Source organism: uncultured Campylobacter sp., assembly GCF_938015785.1.
Taxonomy (GTDB): Bacteria; Campylobacterota; Campylobacteria; order Campylobacterales; family Campylobacteraceae; genus Campylobacter_B.
Window position 1 is genome coordinate 23,435 of sequence record NZ_CALLWC010000024.1, and the last position, 16,579, is coordinate 40,013.

Sequence of the window (16,579 nt, forward strand, 5' to 3'; positions counted from 1 at the left end):
CCTATTTAAGCTTTGATTTTTGAGCCGCGCGCACTCAAAAAATGCATGATCAAAAGCACTGCGAAGCTAAAGATAAGCATCAGTGCCGAATACGCGTGAGCCTGCGCAAAATCGAGCGTTTCGGTTGCTTCGTAGATCGCGATGGAAGCGACCTTGGTCTGCTCGCTCACGCTGCCGCCGATCATCAGCACGACGCCGAACTCGCCCATCGTATGCGCAAAGCAGATCACCAAGGCGCTAAGCAGGGAGTGGCGTATCGCAGGCAACGCGACGCGAAACAGCTTGGAAAAATAGCCCTTGCCGAGCGAGTCGCACGCCCAAAAAAGCGAGCGCGGAAGCGAGCGAAAGCCCGAAACCAGCGGTGAAAACATAAACGGCAGCGAGTAGATACAGCTCGCGATCACTAGCCCGCTGAAATTAAATACGAGCCGAAGTCCGAAGTGTTTGTCAAAAAACTCCCCTAGCACCGAATACGGCGATAAAAAAACGAGTAGGTAAAAGCCTAGCACCGATGGCGGCAGCACGAGCGGAAGCGAGATAATCGATTCGATCACGCTTTTGCCGCGGAAATTTTTTCTCGCCATAAAAAATGCGAGCGGCACGCAGATGATAAACAACGCGAGCGTCGTCAAGCTCGCAAGCTTTAATGAGACGAGAAACGGCGTGTAATCGAGCCCCTTTAGAATTTCAAACATTTATCCTCCGAGCCGAGCCACTGGGCCCAAACTATAAAATCTTAAAAGCCTAGCCCTACTTTAAAATTTAGAGGCAAAGCTAGATAGAATTTGCGCAAACCTCATAGTCATAAGGTCTTGCAAAATGAAATTTTGAAAAATTCTGCGCAGACCTAGCTGCGCAAGAGCTTTAGCCAAATGAAATTTTGGAAATTCCGCGCAAGCCAAACTGGGCGGAATTTTATAAATTGCTTGGCTAATAAATTCCTTCAAGCGTGCAAATTCCGTCAGGCATTTAAACTCTACTAAGCTGGCAAATTTTTAAGGTCACGAATTTTGCTGAGCTAAATTTCAAAAAGCTTAGCTTAGCTTTAAAACTTGAGCGGGCAGGATTTATCTGAGCGCAAATTTCACGAAAGATAGGCTAAACGGCACCTTCCGAACGACCTAGTGAAATTACATTGAGCCTGACAAAACAAAATTTTAAAATTTCGCATAAATCTAGAAAACCGGGTTAATGAAAACCTGCCATAGCTCATTAAGCGAGTTTAACGCGCAAGCTTCGAGCCGTTAAAGCTTTTAAAATTTCAAAGCCACAAAATCTAGGCAAAATTCCAAATCTAAACTTTTAAGTTTTTACGAAGCTTCACATTAAATTTTTACCAAGATCGCATGATAGAATTCACGCAACTCCTGCCAAAAAAAGTAAATCAAAAGTCGCTAAATTTAAAAATAAACCTACCGCGCCAATCAATAAATTCAAAGAAGGAATTTAGTGGCGCATGCCCGCGCAAAATCTAAAATTTAAAGCTTAACTTCCCCACGCTATCTAGTCTTACATTGCAATTTTGCTCTAGCCTGCGTTTAAATTTTGTGTTTCATTAAAATCTAAGCGCGATGCGAATGAAATTTTAAAACCTCCCCGTATTTTGCGGACAAATCTAGCTAAAATTTCGCAAAATTCCATAAGAGCCTGTATTTAAATCTCTAATCTAGTTGAAGTTTCTCACTTATGCGAGCCCAAGCTTGCCTGCAAGTTTAAATTTTACGCAGAGTGATATTAAAGGCTTTGGCGCCTGTTTTGACCTCGTCGCCTACTTGCAAGCCCTCGGCTTCTGCACCGCTTAGCACCACTTCGCACAGCTGGCTGCCGATCGCTACGACAGCCACTTTGACCCCGTCGCGTGCTTGCAAATCGACAACCTTGCCCACGAAAGAAAACTTCTGTGAGCCGCTAGTTTTAAGAAAAATTTCCTCCGGCGTACCGGTGCGAACGATCCTGCCGTCCTTCATCTCATAAACTCGCTTGCAAAGCCTATAGATCTCGCTTACGTCGTGGCTTACTAAAATTATGGTCTGATGAAACTGCTCGTGGATCTTTATCAAATACTCTTGGATTTTTTCGCGCATCGTAAAATCAAGCGCCGAAAGCGGCTCGTCAAGTAGCAAAATTTCAGGCTCTTGCATCAGTGCGCGAGCAAGCGCTACGCGCTGCTTCTGTCCGCCGCTAAGACCCTCGACGCCGGATTTCACAAACTCGCTAAGCTCTAAAATTTCAAGCAGCATCGCAGCTTTTTGCGGATCGTTTCTGGCAAAAAGTAGATTACCCGTCACGCTCATGTTTTCAAAAAGTGCGTAGTCTTGAAATAAAAAGCCGATCCTGCGCTTGCCCGCACTTAAGAATTCATTGCCTTCTTGCAGCACACGATCGCCGTCCTTTATGCTACCACTATCTGCGCGCAAAAATCCAGCCAAAATGCGCAGCAGTGTAGTCTTACCGCTGCCGCTGCGCCCATATAGGCACACAAACGAGCCCTTGTTAATCTCTAAGCGAGCATCAATCGAGAAATCATCACTGATTTTTTTCTTACAATCAATCGTTATCATATTTTTCTATATATATCGCAGTGGCGCTAACGTATGCGAAAACCTCGTCGCCCTCGCGTAAAGCAAGCTCCTGCGCAGAATGCGCGCTAATGAGCACATCAAAGCTTATCTTGCCTTCAAACCTGAGCGTGCATAGAATTTCACCTAAGCTTAGGCTCATAATCTTGCCGTGAATTTCATTTTCGCTAGATATACCACTTAGGGCTTCGCGAGATAAAAGCACATCGGTGCTTTTAAAGCCCACGTAAACTTCGCTACCCACCTTAAGCTCGCTACTTAGCTGCAGAAATACGCCACGTAGCTTGATGCCGCCCGCGATAAATCCTACAGAATGGATGCCGTCTTTTTGTAAAATTTCGTTGATTCTCGCTCTAATCATTAAAACTCGTATCCGTATTTAGCAAAGATCGCTCTGCCCTTATCGCTTAGGATAAAATCATAAAACGCCTTGGCTTCGGCATTGTCTTTGGCGCGGTTTAGCACGACCATGCCTTGAGCTATCGGCTCGTAGAGTTTGGTATCGACCAAGACGAAATTTTCGCCCTGCTTGCAAGGCTTATCGTTGCAGCCGTCCTTCGCCATCTTAGGCGCATACATCGCGCTAGCCGCGATAAATCCGACGTCGGAAGCTTTAAGCGCTTGCGAAAGAGCCTCGCCGATCGATTTTGCTTCTACGATTTTACCTTTAATCTCATCGTAAACTCCCGCTTTTTGGAAGGCCTGTACGCTTGCGGTGCCGTAAGGAGCGGTCTTTGGATTTGCTATGGAAATCATTTTAACGCTAGGGTCTTTTAAAATTTCAAGCCCCTTGCTAAGATCTACGCCACGCACGCTGAACATCGCCACTTTGCCTTTGGCGTAAGTTTTGGCAGGCGCCGTCGCAAAGCCATCTTTATGTAGATCGTCTGCAAATTTCATATCAGCCGCCATAAAAATATCAAACGGAGCGCCGTTTTTGATCTGCGTGCTAAGCGCACCGCTAGCGCCCAAGCTCACATTTAGCGTAGTTTGCGGATGCAGCTTGGCAAATTCCGCCTTGATCTCGTCAAACGCATACGTCGTGTTCGCAGCGGCAGCTACGCTGACCTCACCCGCGTTAAGCGCGCCTGCGGTTAAAATTCCTAAAAGCACTGCTTTCAACTTCATTTTATGCCTTTCGTTTCGGCTCTCGCCGAGAATTGAATTCTATCTAAAATTTTAAATTTGCGCCTTAAATTTTAAAATTTTGTGCACCCAATTTTCACCCTATTACGCGCCAATAATGATCTCGCTAGGCTCGATGATCGCCGTTACCTCATCTCCTACTCCTAGAGCCATCGCGGTGGCAGATTCTCGCGTGATGATCGCGGTGATGTTTTGATGCGAGCTTGTGCCTAGACAGATCTCTGCGTTTACCGCGCCGATTTTGACCTCGCTAATCGTGCCCTTGATTTGATTCGCCGTACTAAGTTTTAGCTTCTCCGAGGCTCCTTTAGCGATGATGACGCTTGGAGCCTTAAATAAAAACAGCACATCCTTGCCCACCTTTAGCCCTAAATTTTTTTCGCTCTCTACGGTTACCGTCGCGCATAAAATTTCGCCACCTGCGAGTTTAGCCGTGATTTGAGAATTTACAGCGCCTGTTTGAACATCCGTAATCTCAACACTTAGCTGATTGCGCGCAGAAAGCTTCATACCGATTTTCTCTAAGCTTAAAAGGCTCTCTTCGGTGATCTCGTCAAGCTTTAAAATTTCGCTCAAAAACGTCTCGCCTGCATGGCTGATAGCATCATAGGCGCGGATCAGCTTGTGAGCATAAGGGGTGAGCTCGGAGCCGCTATTTTTCTTTGTGCCTTGAGTGCGAACGATGAGTGGCTTTTTGCTCGCGTTGTTAATTAAATTTAGCGCGTCCCAGCCGTTTTTATACGACACTCCTACGATCTCTGCGGCCTTTGTAATACTTTTAGTTTCGTCCACGGCCTTAAGTAGCTTAATATGCTTAGCTAAAAGCGATGCTTCGTTGCCGAGTAGAAATTCCAGAGCAAATTTTGCATCCATTTTCATCCTTTCTTGTTTACTTTCACGTGATTTTATAATATATCCTCTGATATATTTCTTAAACGGCTACAGGCTTTATTCTGCGATATAAAGAGGAAAATTATATACGAAATTTTACCCTTATTGACAAAATTTCTTTAAACTTGTAAAATCGCCACTTTGATTTATATAGAAGGGTCGCATTTGAAATTTATAAAAATTCTATTCTTAACCGCAGCATTGGCACTTTGCGGTTGCTCGCAAAAGCAAGACGTAGCGCCTAGCGATACGGATGGTTTTGACGAGGAGTTCGCCAAGCGTGAGGTTTTCGATCCGCTTAGCGGCTATAACCGCGTTATGACGAGCTTCAACGACGTATTTTACTCATATATACTAACCCCCGTAGCCAGCGGTTACGACTATGTAATGCCCGATCCGATCCAGGGCGCGTTTTCAAATTTTTTCTATAATATTTTATATCCGATGAGGCTCGTAAACAACCTGATGCAGGGTAAATTTGAAAATTCTTGGGACGAGACGAAACGGTTTTTGATCAATTCGACCGTCGGCTTCGGCGGGCTTAATGATATGGCAGGCAAATACTACGGAATTCCGCGCCACGACGAGGATTTCGGGCAGACACTCGGGTATTGGGGCGTGCCGGCAGGTCCGCATATCGTCTGGCCGATTTTGGGGCAAAGCAATCTACGCGATACTTTCGGAATGGTGGGGGATTATTTTACAAATCCGATAAGCTATATCGAAGACGGTACGGTGCGAAACTCCGTCAACGGATTTAGAATATTTAATGACTACTCGCGCGATCCGAAATTTTATGAAAAAATGACCAAAGATGCGGTGGATCTGTATCCATTTTTACGCGATGCTTACGAGCAAAATCGCAAGAAACTAATAAAGGAATAAAAATGAAAATTTTAAAAGTTCTAGCGCTTTGCGGAGCGCTTTTGATTTCGGCGCACGCTATTAGCGATGCGGATATCGAGCCTGTGATGAGCCAAAAGGTCGCCGAGGCCGTAGGTATTATGCGAAGCGGCGCACCCAAAGATGCAAAGCCCGCGAAAATCTTTGCGCTTTTCGACGGCTACTTCGATTACAAGATGATGGCAAAGCTCTCCCTTGCTAAACATTACGCGAGCCTTAGCCCTGCGCAGATCGCGGAATTTAATAAAGCTTTCGAGGCGCATCTAAAGCGCTCCTTTATCGAAAAGCTTTCGCTTTATACCGATCAGGATATGAAGGTGCTAAGCAAACAAAGCCCGAGCGATAAGCGCCGCGTGCTAAAAACACAGGTCATCGGCGAGCAGAAAAACTACGACATAGATTTTAAATTTTATCCTAACGGCTCTGATTGGCGCATCTACGATGTCGATATCGTGGGCGTTAGCCTAATCCAAACCTATCGCTCGCAGCTAGGCGACGTAACGCAAAATTTGGGCTTTGACGAGCTCATAAAGCGGCTAAATTCCACCGTCATCAATAGCGGCGAATAGCAACGCGCCTAAAAGAGCGGTATTTGAAAAAAATTTTTCGCCTAATCGTCGCGTTTCCGAAAATCACGCTCGCGCTGTTTACGGCGCTGGCGCTCTTTTTCGGATATTACTCCACAAAGCTCGAGATCGACGCTTCGACCCAGACGCTACTGCTTGATAACGACGAGGATCTTCAAATTTGGCGCGAAGTATCCAAGCGCTACGAAACGCCAAATTTCTTAGTCGTCGCCTACACTCCTGCAGGCGATCTTTTAGCGCCCGAGACGATCCGCAAGATAGCGCAGATGGATGCCGCTTTTTCTAAGCTGGATTTCGTCGCTAGCGTCACGGACATCACGAATGTGCCGCTTTTGCTAAACAAAAGCGAGGGCATGAGCGAGCTGCTTAAGCACATACCCACTCTTACCGACGCAGACGTAAATTTAACCGCGGCTAGACGCGAGCTTTCTACGAGCCCCTTTTATGCGTCAAATTTAGTAAGCGCCGATCTTCGCACTACCGCAATTTTAATAAATTTAAAACCGCAGACCCGCTACGAGGAGCTTTTGCGCCTAAGAGACGGAGCCAAAAGCGCTCTAAAGCAAGCGGAGCATGAGGGCAACCGCTCAAAGGTCCAAATTTCACAGCTCAAAGATGCGCTTAAAGCTTCGGAGCAAAATTTCAAATCCTACCGCGACGAGCTGCGCGAAAAGGATCACCGCGACATTGTGGCTTTGCGTGCGCTGATCGCGGGCTTTGAGAAGGAATTTGCGGGCGATCGGCTATTTTTGGGCGGACTAAATATGATCGCCGACGATATGGTAGGCTACGTCCGCTCGGATCTAACGACATACGGACTCGGCGCCTTGGTGCTTCTGTTAGCTTGCTTTTGGCTCTTTTTTAGACAGGCGAAATTTATACTGCTGCCGCTCATCATCTGCGCGTATTCGGTCGTGCTTGCAGCGGGATTATTCGGCTTTTTGAGCTTTGAGGTCACGGTGATTAGCTCAAATTTCATAGCGCTTCAACTCATCATAACGGTTTCGGTCTGTATCCACCTAATCGTCGCCTACCGCGAGTTTAGCGCGCGCTTTCACACATTTTCGCAACGCCAGCTCGTTTACGCGGTGCTGCGCGAGCGCGCAAGACCCTGCTTTTTCGCAATCTTTACGACCGTTATCGGTTTTATGTCGCTAATTTTTTGCGACATAAAACCCGTAATTTCTCTGGGAATTATGATGAGCGTAGGCATCAGTATCTCGCTAGTTACGGCATTTGGAGTATTCGGCGCGGTTATGTCGCTTCTGCCGCGTACGCACAATAATCGCAGCTTCGAGCAACACTTTAAATTTACCCTTTGGTGCGCTGAAACAGCGCTGCGTAGCAGAGGCGTGGTCTACGGCGTGTGTGCTGCAGCGGTGATCTTTGGGCTATACGGTATCTCGCAGCTGCGCGTCGAAAATAGCTTCATCGGCTACTTCAAAAAAAGCACCGACATCCGCGCAGGTATGGAGGTCATCGATACCAATCTGGGCGGAACGATCCCGCTTGATATCGTCGTTAAATTTAAAAGTGCAGGCGGCGCAGATACTGCTAGCGGGAGTGAAAATTCCGCAAGCGGTAGCGCAAATTTTAAGAGCGGCGAAAATTCCAATCCTGCGGGGCAAAATTTTACCGCGCATAATTCCGCTACTCAGAATTCTACCGCCACAGCGCAAAATTCTATTGCAGGAAATTCCATACCTCAAAGTTCTCTTGCCGTGGCGCAAAATTTCAATGATCAAAATTTTATCGCGCAAAGCTCCGTCACGACATCGCAACCAAGCGGCACCGTAAATTTAGATCAAACCCATGCCGCAAATTTAGAGCATAATTCCACCGCGAGCGACGATTTTGGCGATTTTGAAGCCGAATACGCCGCCAACGAAAACAAGCCGCAGTATTGGTTCACATCCGAAAAGATGCGTATCATCGGCAAAATAGATGATTTTTTGAAGGACAAAAACGTCACGGGGCACGAGTTTATCGGCAACGTAAGCTCGCTTGCGTCGCTTTTGAAGCTCGGCAAGCAGATTAATCAGGGGCGCGATCTGGACGATCTGAGCCTTGCTCTAATCTACTCTGAAATGCCGGCAAACTACCGTGAATTGGTGCTTTCGCCCTTTGTAAATATCGAAGCGAACGAGGCGCACTTTAGCGTCCGCACGATAGACAGCGATCCGAATCTTCGCAGGGCGCAATTCCTAGCCGATCTTAAGCGCGATCTGGACTCCCTGCTCGCTAAAGATAATGTCACGGTGCAGATTAGCGGCATAATGGTGCTTTACAACAATATGCTTCAAAGCCTGATGAGCTCGCAGATAGACACCCTGGGTATCACCGTGCTCGTGCTTTTCGTGCTTTTCGTGATCATCTTTCGCTCGTTTTCATACGCGCTTATCGCGATCGTCGTAAATTTAATCCCGCTTTGCGCTTGCTTCGGCATCATGGGCGTTGCGGGCATTCCGCTGGATATCATGAGTATTACGATAGCGGCGATTAGCATCGGTATCGGCGTGGATGATGTTATCCACTATATCTATCGCTACAAGCGCGAGTTTGCGCGCCTTGGCGACGAGGCCGCGGCGATCCGCGCGAGCCACGCAAGTATCGGATACGCGATGTATTATACGTCGTTTGCGATCATTTTAGGTTTTAGCGTGATGATGATGAGCAATTTCTGGCCTACGATCTACTTTGGGATGTTAATATGTCTGGTGATGAGCCTGCTTCTTTTGGGTGCGCTCATAATCCTACCGTCGCTAATAATGAGCCGAAAGGGCTTAAAATTTAGCCTCTTTAAAGCTAAATAAATTTTATCTCGCTATAATTCCCGCATTTGGAGAGGATGGCGACCTGGCGGCGTCTGCGGACTTCAAATCCGATAGGAGGGCGGTTGACCGTTTTCCGGGGGGTTCGATTCCCTCCCTCTCTCGCCGAATTCTTTCATCAAATTTCACTTTTACGATTCTTGATCTCTAGTTCTTCTCGAATTTATCTCAAATTTCAGCTCTAAATTTATCCATTATTAAACAGAGGCGGGTAGCATTGCTCGTTAACTTTTCTTGAAGGAGCGAGTATGAAATACGCATTAGGTGCTGCGCTTGCGGCGTTGATTTTTGCAGGATGCGGCGATGACGATGTAGAGCTTGTCAAAAACTACACCTTGCCAGATTTTAAATCTATGAGTATCGGCGCGGCGATCGAGGGCTCGAAAATCTGCAAAAATATCACGTGGAGCAAAGAGGAAAACGGCGGATTAAAGACGGTTAAAATGGTCTGCGATGTGGATGTAGAGCAGAGGCTTAAATCATATAAACAAGAGATGTTGGACTCGTCTTTAAAAAGAGTTATGACTTTTTATGAGGGCAAGGCTTACGACGCGCAAGGCTTGCTTAAGCTGGCAAAAGAACACTGCAAGTTAAACGAAGCCAAATTCCAAGAAACGCTTAAAACCAAAGGCAAAATAGAATTTGAAGAAGAATGGAAGTCGGTTGATTGCGACAATAAACTAAAAGGGGAGATACTAAAAGAAAGCAATACCGAAATATACATAGACTCTATTGTGGAGCGCTTAAAAGCAGCCGCTTATTACTCGCAAATAACCGCAGAGCAATTGGACGCGAGCTTCGGACATAAAGAAGATGGGTTATCAAAGTTTGCTATCGAGCTAAATTTTATCGTAAATGAGGGTAAAAGCGTAAGTCTGTCTGATAAATTTAAACTTATCACGAACGGCGAAGAAGATCCCGTAAATAAAACGAAGTCAAAAGATGTCATAGCAGGCTTCTACGAAAGGCAATAAGCGCCTCATCTCGCGGCTAAATTTTATGAAATTTTAAAATTTAGCCGCTTTTTTTATATCAAAATTTCATTCAAAATTTCAGGTGCGGTTTTAAATTTAAAGCGCGGCGGAAGCAGTTTCTCCCGCCGCGCCGTGAAATTTTACGCCGAATATAGGCCTATTTATCGTGTCCTTGCAGATACGCGATCGCACTAAGTGCGGCAACCGCGCCGTCGCCTGCCGCGCAAACGACCTGCTTAGGCGCATCTTGCCTCATATCGCCCGCCGCGAATAGTCCGTGTACGCTTGTTTGCATCTTTAAATTTACCGCGACCTGTCCGCCCGGCGTGATATCGCAGATGAACTTGCCGCTTTCGCCTTTTAACACCTCGTTTCGCACGTCAAGCCCCACGAATACGAAGATCCCCGGCAGCTGCAGCTCGCGCGTGGCGCCGCTGGTTTTATCCTTGACTACGACGCCCGTTACGCCGCTTGCATCACCCTTGATCTGCTCTACAAGCGCGTTTGTGATGAGCTCGATATTCTCACTTTTGCGCACCTTTTGCACGGTCGAAGGCGCAGCGCGAAACTCATCGCGGCGATGGATCAGATAGACTTTGGAGCAAATTTTAGCTAGATACAGAGCCTCCTCTAGCGCCGTATCGCCACCGCCGAGGACGGCAACCTCTTTGCCCTTGTAAAAAAACCCGTCGCAGGTCGCGCAGGTACTGACGCCGCGACCGAAAAACTCATCCTCGCCCTCGATCCCCGCGCGGCGCGGAGTAGAGCCCGTAGCGACGATAACGGCACGCGCGCGTCGTGTTTGATCGCCCTCGAGATAGATCGTAAAATTTCCATCGCCGTCTTTTGAGATGCGTAGCACGCGCACCATCTCATGCTTCAGCCCGAAGCGGAAGCACTGCTCCTGCCAAGGCGCCATAAAGCTCATCCCGTCGGTTACTGCGGCGACGCCCGGATAGTTTTCCATCTCGGAGCTTGAGGTGATCTGCCCGCCGGGCATCCCCATCTCAAACATCACGACATCCTTTAAACCGCCTCTTGTAGCATAAAGCCCCGCCGCTAGCCCCGCAGGGCCGCCGCCGATAATTGCTAAATCTAACATTTTTTCTCCTTAATTATTTTATTAAGTAAAGCCGCGAGCGTTAAATTTACGAATTTAATTAATAAAACGATGAGTGGGAGAAAAAAGGGCGAAAGCCGCCCTTTTAAAATTTACAGAAGCGAGTTTAACTTGTCGGCTATGATCTGCTTAGATTGCGCGCCGATGAGCTGAGCTTTTAGCTCGCCGTCTTTGAAAAATAGTATCGTTGGGATCGAGCGAACACCGAACTGCACCGCAAGATCCTGCGCTTCGTCGGTATTTACTTTGCAAATTTTAGCCTTGCCGTCGTAATCGTTCGCAAGCTCCTCGATGATCGGGGCGATCATACGGCACGGTCCGCACCAAGGCGCCCAAAAATCGACTAGCGCGACACCCTCTTTAGTAACATCGAAATTCTCCGAAGTAAGCTCTATATACTTTCCCATAATGTTCTCCTTGTGTTAAAATTCCGCGGATTATAGTTCATTATCTTAAATAAATAATAAAAATTCTAATTTAAAAAGATATGTTGGCGATAAATTTTATCTGCTTTGGATAAACTTCCACGACGTCGATCTGCCACGGCTCGTCTGTATCGCAGCTCATCAGATAAAATTCCGCCGCCTTTAAAATTTTAGCCATCTTGGCGCCCGTCACGCGCTCTGCGGCGTCATAATCGCCGCTCGTGGCCTTTACTTCGACGAAGTGCAAAATCCCGTCTTTGCGCGCGATGATGTCGATCTCGCCGAAGCGGCAGCGGAAATTTCGCTTTAAAATTTCAAACCCTTCGCCGCGTAAAAATTCTGCCGCACGGTCCTCGCAAGCAAAGCCGAAAAGATATTCTTTTAAGCTCAAGTTAGCTTTCTATCCTGATCATAAAAGGCTTTTGCGTGATAAAATTTTCGCCGCTAATTACGCTTATTGCGCGCTTGATATTCTTCTCGCAGCACGTATGCGTCGTAAAAAACAGCGTCACCTCCTCGTCCGTTTTGAGTTTCGGCTTTTGCAAAAAACTATCGATCGAAAGATCGTTTAAGCTCATAATGTTCGTAAGTTTCGCGAGTACGCCCTTCTCATCGCGCACGCGCAGCCTGAAATAATACTTCGTGCGGATCTGCTCGCTAGGCAAAATTTGCATAAAATTTTCGCTCGGCAAAATTTTATATCCCAGCATCGGATTTTTGTTATCGCGCGCAATGTCGATGAGATCGCTTATAACCGCACTTGCCGTAGCGCTTCCGCCCGCGCCGGGGCCGTAATACATACTCTCGCCGACGCAGTCTCCGTAGATGCTCACGCCGTTCATTACGCCATCGACTTTTGAGAGCATTTGATCCTTTGAAATGAGCGCTGGATGGACGCGCAGCTCGACTTTGTTATCGCGCGCGCGCTTAGCTACCGCAAGCAGCTTGATTATGAAATCAAATTCGCGCGCAAAATAGATATCCTCCTGCGTGATCTCTTCGATCCCCTCGATTAGGATATCTTCGGGATCGCCGTGCACGCCGTATGCGATGCTAGCTAAGATCAAAAGCTTATGCGCTGCGTCGAATCCGCCGATGTCAAAGCTTGGATCGGCTTCGGCGTAACCAAGCTCTTGAGCTCGCTTTAGCGCGTCCTCAAATTTCTCGTTTTTTTGCATCATATTCGTAAGGATAAAGTTGCTCGTGCCGTTTACGATGCCGATTATCTTTTCGATAAGATTGGCGCTTAGTCCCTCGCGCAGGGTTTTGATGATCGGAATTCCGCCCGCTACGCTCGCCTCAAAGCCAAAAGGCGTATCGCCCGCCAAAGCCTGAAGCTTGTAGCGATGATAAGCCAAAAGTGCCTTATTTGCGGTAACGACCGCCTTTTTGCGCTTTAAAATTTCACTTACGATCTCATAGGGCTTTTCTACCCCGCCCATAAGCTCTACAAAAACGTCGATATCATCGCGCTCGATAATGCTTTTTGCGTCGCTGCTAAGCGGAATTTGCACGCCTCTTTTTTTATTCGTATCGCGCACGAGCCCGATTACGGGCTCTATGCTAACGCCCGCGCGCGCAAGGATGATATCTTTGTTTTTTATCAAAATGTTTGCAACTTCGCTACCTACGGTGCCGACGCCTAAAATCGCTACCTTCATCAGATCTCTTTCAAATATTTTTTTATATTTCTAGCGGCCTGGCGGATCCTGTTTTCGTTTTCGATAAAAGCGATCCGCACATAATCGTCTCCCGCCGCACCAAAGCCCACGCCTGGGCTTACGGCGACGCGCGCCTTGGTAAGAAGCTGTTTGGAAAACTCCATACTCCTTAGATGAGCCGCCGCGGGCGGTAATTTCGCCCATGCAAACATCGATGCGCTAGGTTTTGCGATCTGCCAACCCGCATCCGCAAAAGTATCGATCAAAAAATTTCTACGCTTCTCATAGCTCGCGCGGATCTGCTCTACGCACTCCTGCGGTCCATCCAGTGCGATCGTAGCGGCTACTTGGATCGGCGTAAACATGCCGTAATCAAACCACGACTTGATCTTTTTAAGCGCGGCTACGAGCTTTTTGTTGCCGCTAACAAAACCCACGCGCCAGCCCGCCATATTGTAGGTTTTAGAGAGCGTGTATGCCTCGACGGCGACGTCTTTTGCACCCTGAACCTCAAAGATCGACGGCGTTTTATAACCCTCAAAAGCGATCTCCGCGTAAGCGATGTCGCTGATGATATAAAACCGCTCCTGCCGCGCCATCGCCACGAGCCGCTCGTAGAAGCTCTTTTGCACGACGACCGTGGTGGGGTTGTGCGGGAAATTTACGACGACGTATTTTGGGCGCGGAATGCTCTCGTCGAAGGTTTTTTGCAGATCGATGAAAAATTTATTCTCATTAAAATTTAAATTCTCATCATAGGCAAGCGGGATTTTAACGACGTTGCCGCCCGCGATGATGAAAGCTTGAGTATGTATCGGATACGCGGGATCAGGCACCACCGCGACATCGCCAGGATTTACGATCGCGCTAGTTAGATGCACGAAGCCCTCTTTAGAGCCCATCACGGCGACGATCTCGCTTTCAGGGTCCAAGATCACGCCGTATTTGCGCTTATACCAATTCGCGCAGGCAAGTCGCAGCTTGTAGATGCCCTGGCTTACGGAGTAGCCGTGCGTCTTGTCCTTTTGCGCGCTTTCGCAAAGCTTGTCTATTATATGCTGCGGCGTCCTGCCGTCGGGATTGCCCATCGAAAAATCGATTATATCCTCGCCGGCTCTGCGTGCAGCCATTTTTATGGCGTTAACCTCGGCAAAAACGTAATTGGGCAAACGCTCGATCTTTGAAAAACGGATTTCGTCAAACATCTCAAACCTCTTATTTTAAAGTAATTTTCAAGCCATATTTAAAATTTCGCGCCTTAAGCGCAGCGATCTGCCCATGCTGTACGGAGGCTAAATTTCAAGCCTTAGCGGCGATACGGCGGCGCTTTTTATATTGCTCGGGCAATTTAAACTTTTACCTCGCTAAAATTTTAAAACCGCGGGGGCATTGATCGTTTAAATTTAGAGCATCACGACCCTTTGCGGCGCTGTTTAAATTTACGTCAGCTCAAAACGATAACGATCAAAGCTGCCGTTTTTACGCCATGTCCTCGAACGATAACCCTTTAAATTTATCGCGCTACCGCAAGCGCCCGCAACGCTTGAAATTTTATCCGCACCGTTAATTTTACCTGCGCCGTTTAAAATTTTATCCAAGGCGGCGCAGTTCAAACCTTTTAAATTTACACTCGCGAATTTAAATTTAAACTGCGTACCATAGCGAGCTAAAATTTTACCCTCTGTCCTCTGCAGAAAAATTCTACGAGCAAAAAACCTCGCACGAGAGCGGATGTTTTACCACTTCTTGCCCTTGTTTAGGCGCAGAAACTCGTCGGCTGAAATTTTAGTGATATTGCCATCTTTAACGTGAAATTTTTGAGTGTTTCTTTCGCTGAAAGTTACGTTGCCATCGGCTTTGCCGAGCTCAAACATCCCGTGACCGGTAGAGATTAGCAGCTCCTCATCCCCTTGCGAAGCGACTACGTAAGGGGCATTGATGACCATCTCACGCTTCTTGCCGTTTTTTAGATCAATGATCCCGATCCACATCTTGCCGCGCGGATTAAGCACGATATCTTTGCTGGGTGCAGGTACGCTTTGCGTGGCGTTTTCGTCGGTGGAATTTTCCTCCGTTTTGGCACTCGCGCGCTCGATTCTTATGGAGCGGTCCAGCGCATTTAGAGAGCTTAAATTTTCATCCGCCGCCAAAGCCGCATTTACATCCGTTTTGATGGCGAATTTATCCTCCGTAACATTATGCGAAACGACGTCTATACCAATATTTTCAAGCTTTTTTTGGGTGTTATTTACGATCGGAGCATCCGAGTAGGTAGTTTTATTCTGCTCGCTGAAAACCGAGCTCCAAAATTCGTTGAAGCCTTTGTAAAGTCCGAAATAAAAGATTGCCGCGATCAGCAAAACCGTGATCAGCAGCCACACGAACCAACTGCTGCTACCGCCTCGCTCGGGGCTTATTTTTCTAGTATAGACCTGCTCGACTTTGGCCTTTTTAACGGGCGCGAAGCTCACTTTGGCGCTCTCAAACTCGCTAAGCCAGTCCGATAGATCCAGCCCGAACTCGCGCTCTAAAATTTTAATGTAACCCCTAACATTAAAATTTGCCAGCTTCTCGAAGTCTTTGTTTATGATGTATTCTAAATTTTGCGCGTCGATGCGCGTCGTGCGCGCAATCTCGATCAGATCCATAGATTTTAATTTATCTAGATCGCTGCTTTTTGGCTGCTGTGTTTGCTCCGGCTTCTCGATTTGTTCCGCCTGCTCGTCCGTATTATTTAACTTCTCTTCTATTTCTTCCATTTAAAATTCCATCGCATAGTATCGCAAATGCCGCGCTTACGTTAAGCGAGTCCCAGCCTTCGCGCATCTTTATCGATACCGCGCAGTCGCATTTTTTAAGCGCCCTAGCAGGTATCCCCTCTTCTTCATTCCCCATTACGAGTGCGTTTTTCGCGCCGAGCTTTAACTCCTTAAAGTTCGTCCCGTCCGCACTCGCGGCGTAAATTTCAAAGCCGCTTTGTTTAAGCTCGTTTAACACGCTAAGCCCGTCTGCGACCTTAACGACGTTTAGCTCATACGCTGCTCCCGAGCTTGCGCGCACTACGCCCGCCATATTTAGATTATTTGCGACGACGATCACGCTGTCCGCGCCCAAAGCATAGGCGCTACGCATTATCGCGCCGATGTTTCCGACGTCGGTAAGCCCATAAAGGATCGGCACGAATTTATCGTCTTTGACGCTAGCAAGATCGCCGAAGCTAAACTCCTCCACCTCGGCCAAGAAGCCTTGATGGTTGCCGCCGCGAGCGAGGGCTTGAGCTTTTTTCGCATCTGCGCGCTCGATTTTTACGCCAGTCGCGGCGATCTTTTTAAAAATTTCTTTCTCGCACTCCTTTGCAAGGATGATGCGGATAAATTTCTGCGGATGCCGGTTCAAAAGGTGCAAAAACAGCTGCTTGCCGTAAATAATCATTTTGGGATTTTAGCGAAAAACGGTTAAAAT

The 16,579-nt window shown here is 47.3% G+C and carries 17 protein-coding genes; 4 read left to right on the top strand and 13 right to left on the bottom strand.

The annotated features are described in order from the left end of the window. Nucleotides 1-5: 5 nt before the first annotated feature. The 5 genes from modB to Q0393_RS03155 form a co-directional block, all read right to left on the bottom strand. Entirely contained in the window at nucleotides 6-695 is a 690-nt protein-coding gene (gene modB, locus Q0393_RS03135; RefSeq protein ID WP_298977842.1) for a molybdate ABC transporter permease subunit, read from the bottom strand. A gap of 1,017 nt (nucleotides 696-1,712) precedes the next feature. Beyond that, nucleotides 1,713-2,561 (bottom strand): ABC transporter ATP-binding protein, encoded by an 849-nt coding sequence (locus Q0393_RS03140; protein WP_298977844.1) that lies wholly within the window; start codon nucleotides 2,559-2,561, stop codon nucleotides 1,713-1,715. After that, nucleotides 2,548-2,940, bottom strand: coding sequence for a hypothetical protein (locus Q0393_RS03145; protein ID WP_298977847.1), 393 nt, complete (start codon nucleotides 2,938-2,940; stop codon nucleotides 2,548-2,550). Before Q0393_RS03145 ends, Q0393_RS03140 begins: the two co-directional genes overlap by 14 nt. Further along, nucleotides 2,940-3,707: a molybdate ABC transporter substrate-binding protein gene (modA, locus tag Q0393_RS03150; RefSeq protein WP_298977849.1), complete on the bottom strand. Its 768-nt coding sequence runs from the start codon at nucleotides 3,705-3,707 to the stop codon at nucleotides 2,940-2,942. The genes Q0393_RS03145 and modA overlap by 1 nt, the downstream gene beginning before the upstream one ends. 102 nt (nucleotides 3,708-3,809) lie before the next feature. Continuing rightward, nucleotides 3,810-4,598, bottom strand: coding sequence for a TOBE domain-containing protein (locus tag Q0393_RS03155; protein WP_298977850.1), 789 nt, complete (start codon nucleotides 4,596-4,598; stop codon nucleotides 3,810-3,812). A 183-nt stretch (nucleotides 4,599-4,781) separates the two neighbouring features. Between Q0393_RS03155 and Q0393_RS03160 the strand changes: the two genes are divergently transcribed. The 4 genes from Q0393_RS03160 (at nucleotide 4,782) to Q0393_RS03175 (ending at nucleotide 9,911) form a co-directional block, all read left to right on the top strand. Beyond that, nucleotides 4,782-5,501 carry a VacJ family lipoprotein gene (locus Q0393_RS03160; protein ID WP_298977853.1) on the top strand — a complete coding sequence of 240 codons (720 nt, stop codon included), beginning with the start codon at nucleotides 4,782-4,784 and terminating at the stop codon, nucleotides 5,499-5,501. Nucleotides 5,502-5,503: 2 nt separating this feature from the next. Continuing rightward, nucleotides 5,504-6,088, top strand: coding sequence for an ABC transporter substrate-binding protein (locus Q0393_RS03165; RefSeq protein ID WP_298703598.1), 585 nt, complete (start codon nucleotides 5,504-5,506; stop codon nucleotides 6,086-6,088). Nucleotides 6,089-6,111: 23 nt separating this feature from the next. Beyond that, nucleotides 6,112-8,919, top strand: a complete 2,808-nt coding sequence (locus Q0393_RS03170; RefSeq protein ID WP_298977855.1) for an MMPL family transporter — start codon at nucleotides 6,112-6,114, stop codon at nucleotides 8,917-8,919. A 266-nt stretch (nucleotides 8,920-9,185) separates the two neighbouring features. Further along, nucleotides 9,186-9,911, top strand: coding sequence for a hypothetical protein (locus Q0393_RS03175; RefSeq protein WP_298977858.1), 726 nt, complete (start codon nucleotides 9,186-9,188; stop codon nucleotides 9,909-9,911). Between the two features lie 157 nt (nucleotides 9,912-10,068). On the opposite strand, the gene trxB is transcribed toward Q0393_RS03175, so the two are convergent. The 8 genes from trxB to rlmB form a co-directional block, all read right to left on the bottom strand. Beyond that, on the bottom strand, nucleotides 10,069-11,013 hold the full coding sequence (gene trxB, locus Q0393_RS03180) for a thioredoxin-disulfide reductase (RefSeq protein WP_298977860.1): 945 nt from the start codon (nucleotides 11,011-11,013) through the stop codon (nucleotides 10,069-10,071). Between the two features lie 110 nt (nucleotides 11,014-11,123). Beyond that, the gene (gene trxA, locus Q0393_RS03185; protein ID WP_005869718.1) at nucleotides 11,124-11,438 is read right to left on the bottom strand and encodes a thioredoxin; all 315 of its coding nucleotides are present in this window, start codon (nucleotides 11,436-11,438) and stop codon (nucleotides 11,124-11,126) included. Between the two features lie 70 nt (nucleotides 11,439-11,508). Continuing rightward, nucleotides 11,509-11,847, bottom strand: a complete 339-nt coding sequence (locus tag Q0393_RS03190) for a YraN family protein (protein ID WP_298082047.1) — start codon at nucleotides 11,845-11,847, stop codon at nucleotides 11,509-11,511. A 1-nt stretch (nucleotide 11,848) separates the two neighbouring features. Further along, a complete protein-coding gene (locus Q0393_RS03195) occupies nucleotides 11,849-13,117 on the bottom strand; it encodes a homoserine dehydrogenase (protein ID WP_298977863.1) in 1,269 nt (422 codons plus the stop codon). Then, the gene (locus Q0393_RS03200; RefSeq protein WP_298977865.1) at nucleotides 13,117-14,322 is read right to left on the bottom strand and encodes an LL-diaminopimelate aminotransferase; all 1,206 of its coding nucleotides are present in this window, start codon (nucleotides 14,320-14,322) and stop codon (nucleotides 13,117-13,119) included. The genes Q0393_RS03195 and Q0393_RS03200 overlap by 1 nt, the downstream gene beginning before the upstream one ends. Nucleotides 14,323-14,556: 234 nt before the next feature. Further along, nucleotides 14,557-14,715, bottom strand: a complete 159-nt coding sequence (locus Q0393_RS03205; protein ID WP_298977867.1) for a hypothetical protein — start codon at nucleotides 14,713-14,715, stop codon at nucleotides 14,557-14,559. 138 nt (nucleotides 14,716-14,853) lie between these two features. Then, nucleotides 14,854-15,876 carry a hypothetical protein gene (locus Q0393_RS03210; protein WP_298977869.1) on the bottom strand — a complete coding sequence of 341 codons (1,023 nt, stop codon included), beginning with the start codon at nucleotides 15,874-15,876 and terminating at the stop codon, nucleotides 14,854-14,856. Then, complete coding sequence (gene rlmB, locus Q0393_RS03215; RefSeq protein ID WP_298977871.1) at nucleotides 15,848-16,549, bottom strand: 23S rRNA (guanosine(2251)-2'-O)-methyltransferase RlmB; 702 nt, start codon at nucleotides 16,547-16,549, stop codon at nucleotides 15,848-15,850. The genes Q0393_RS03210 and rlmB overlap by 29 nt, the downstream gene beginning before the upstream one ends. Nucleotides 16,550-16,579 lie beyond the last annotated feature (30 nt).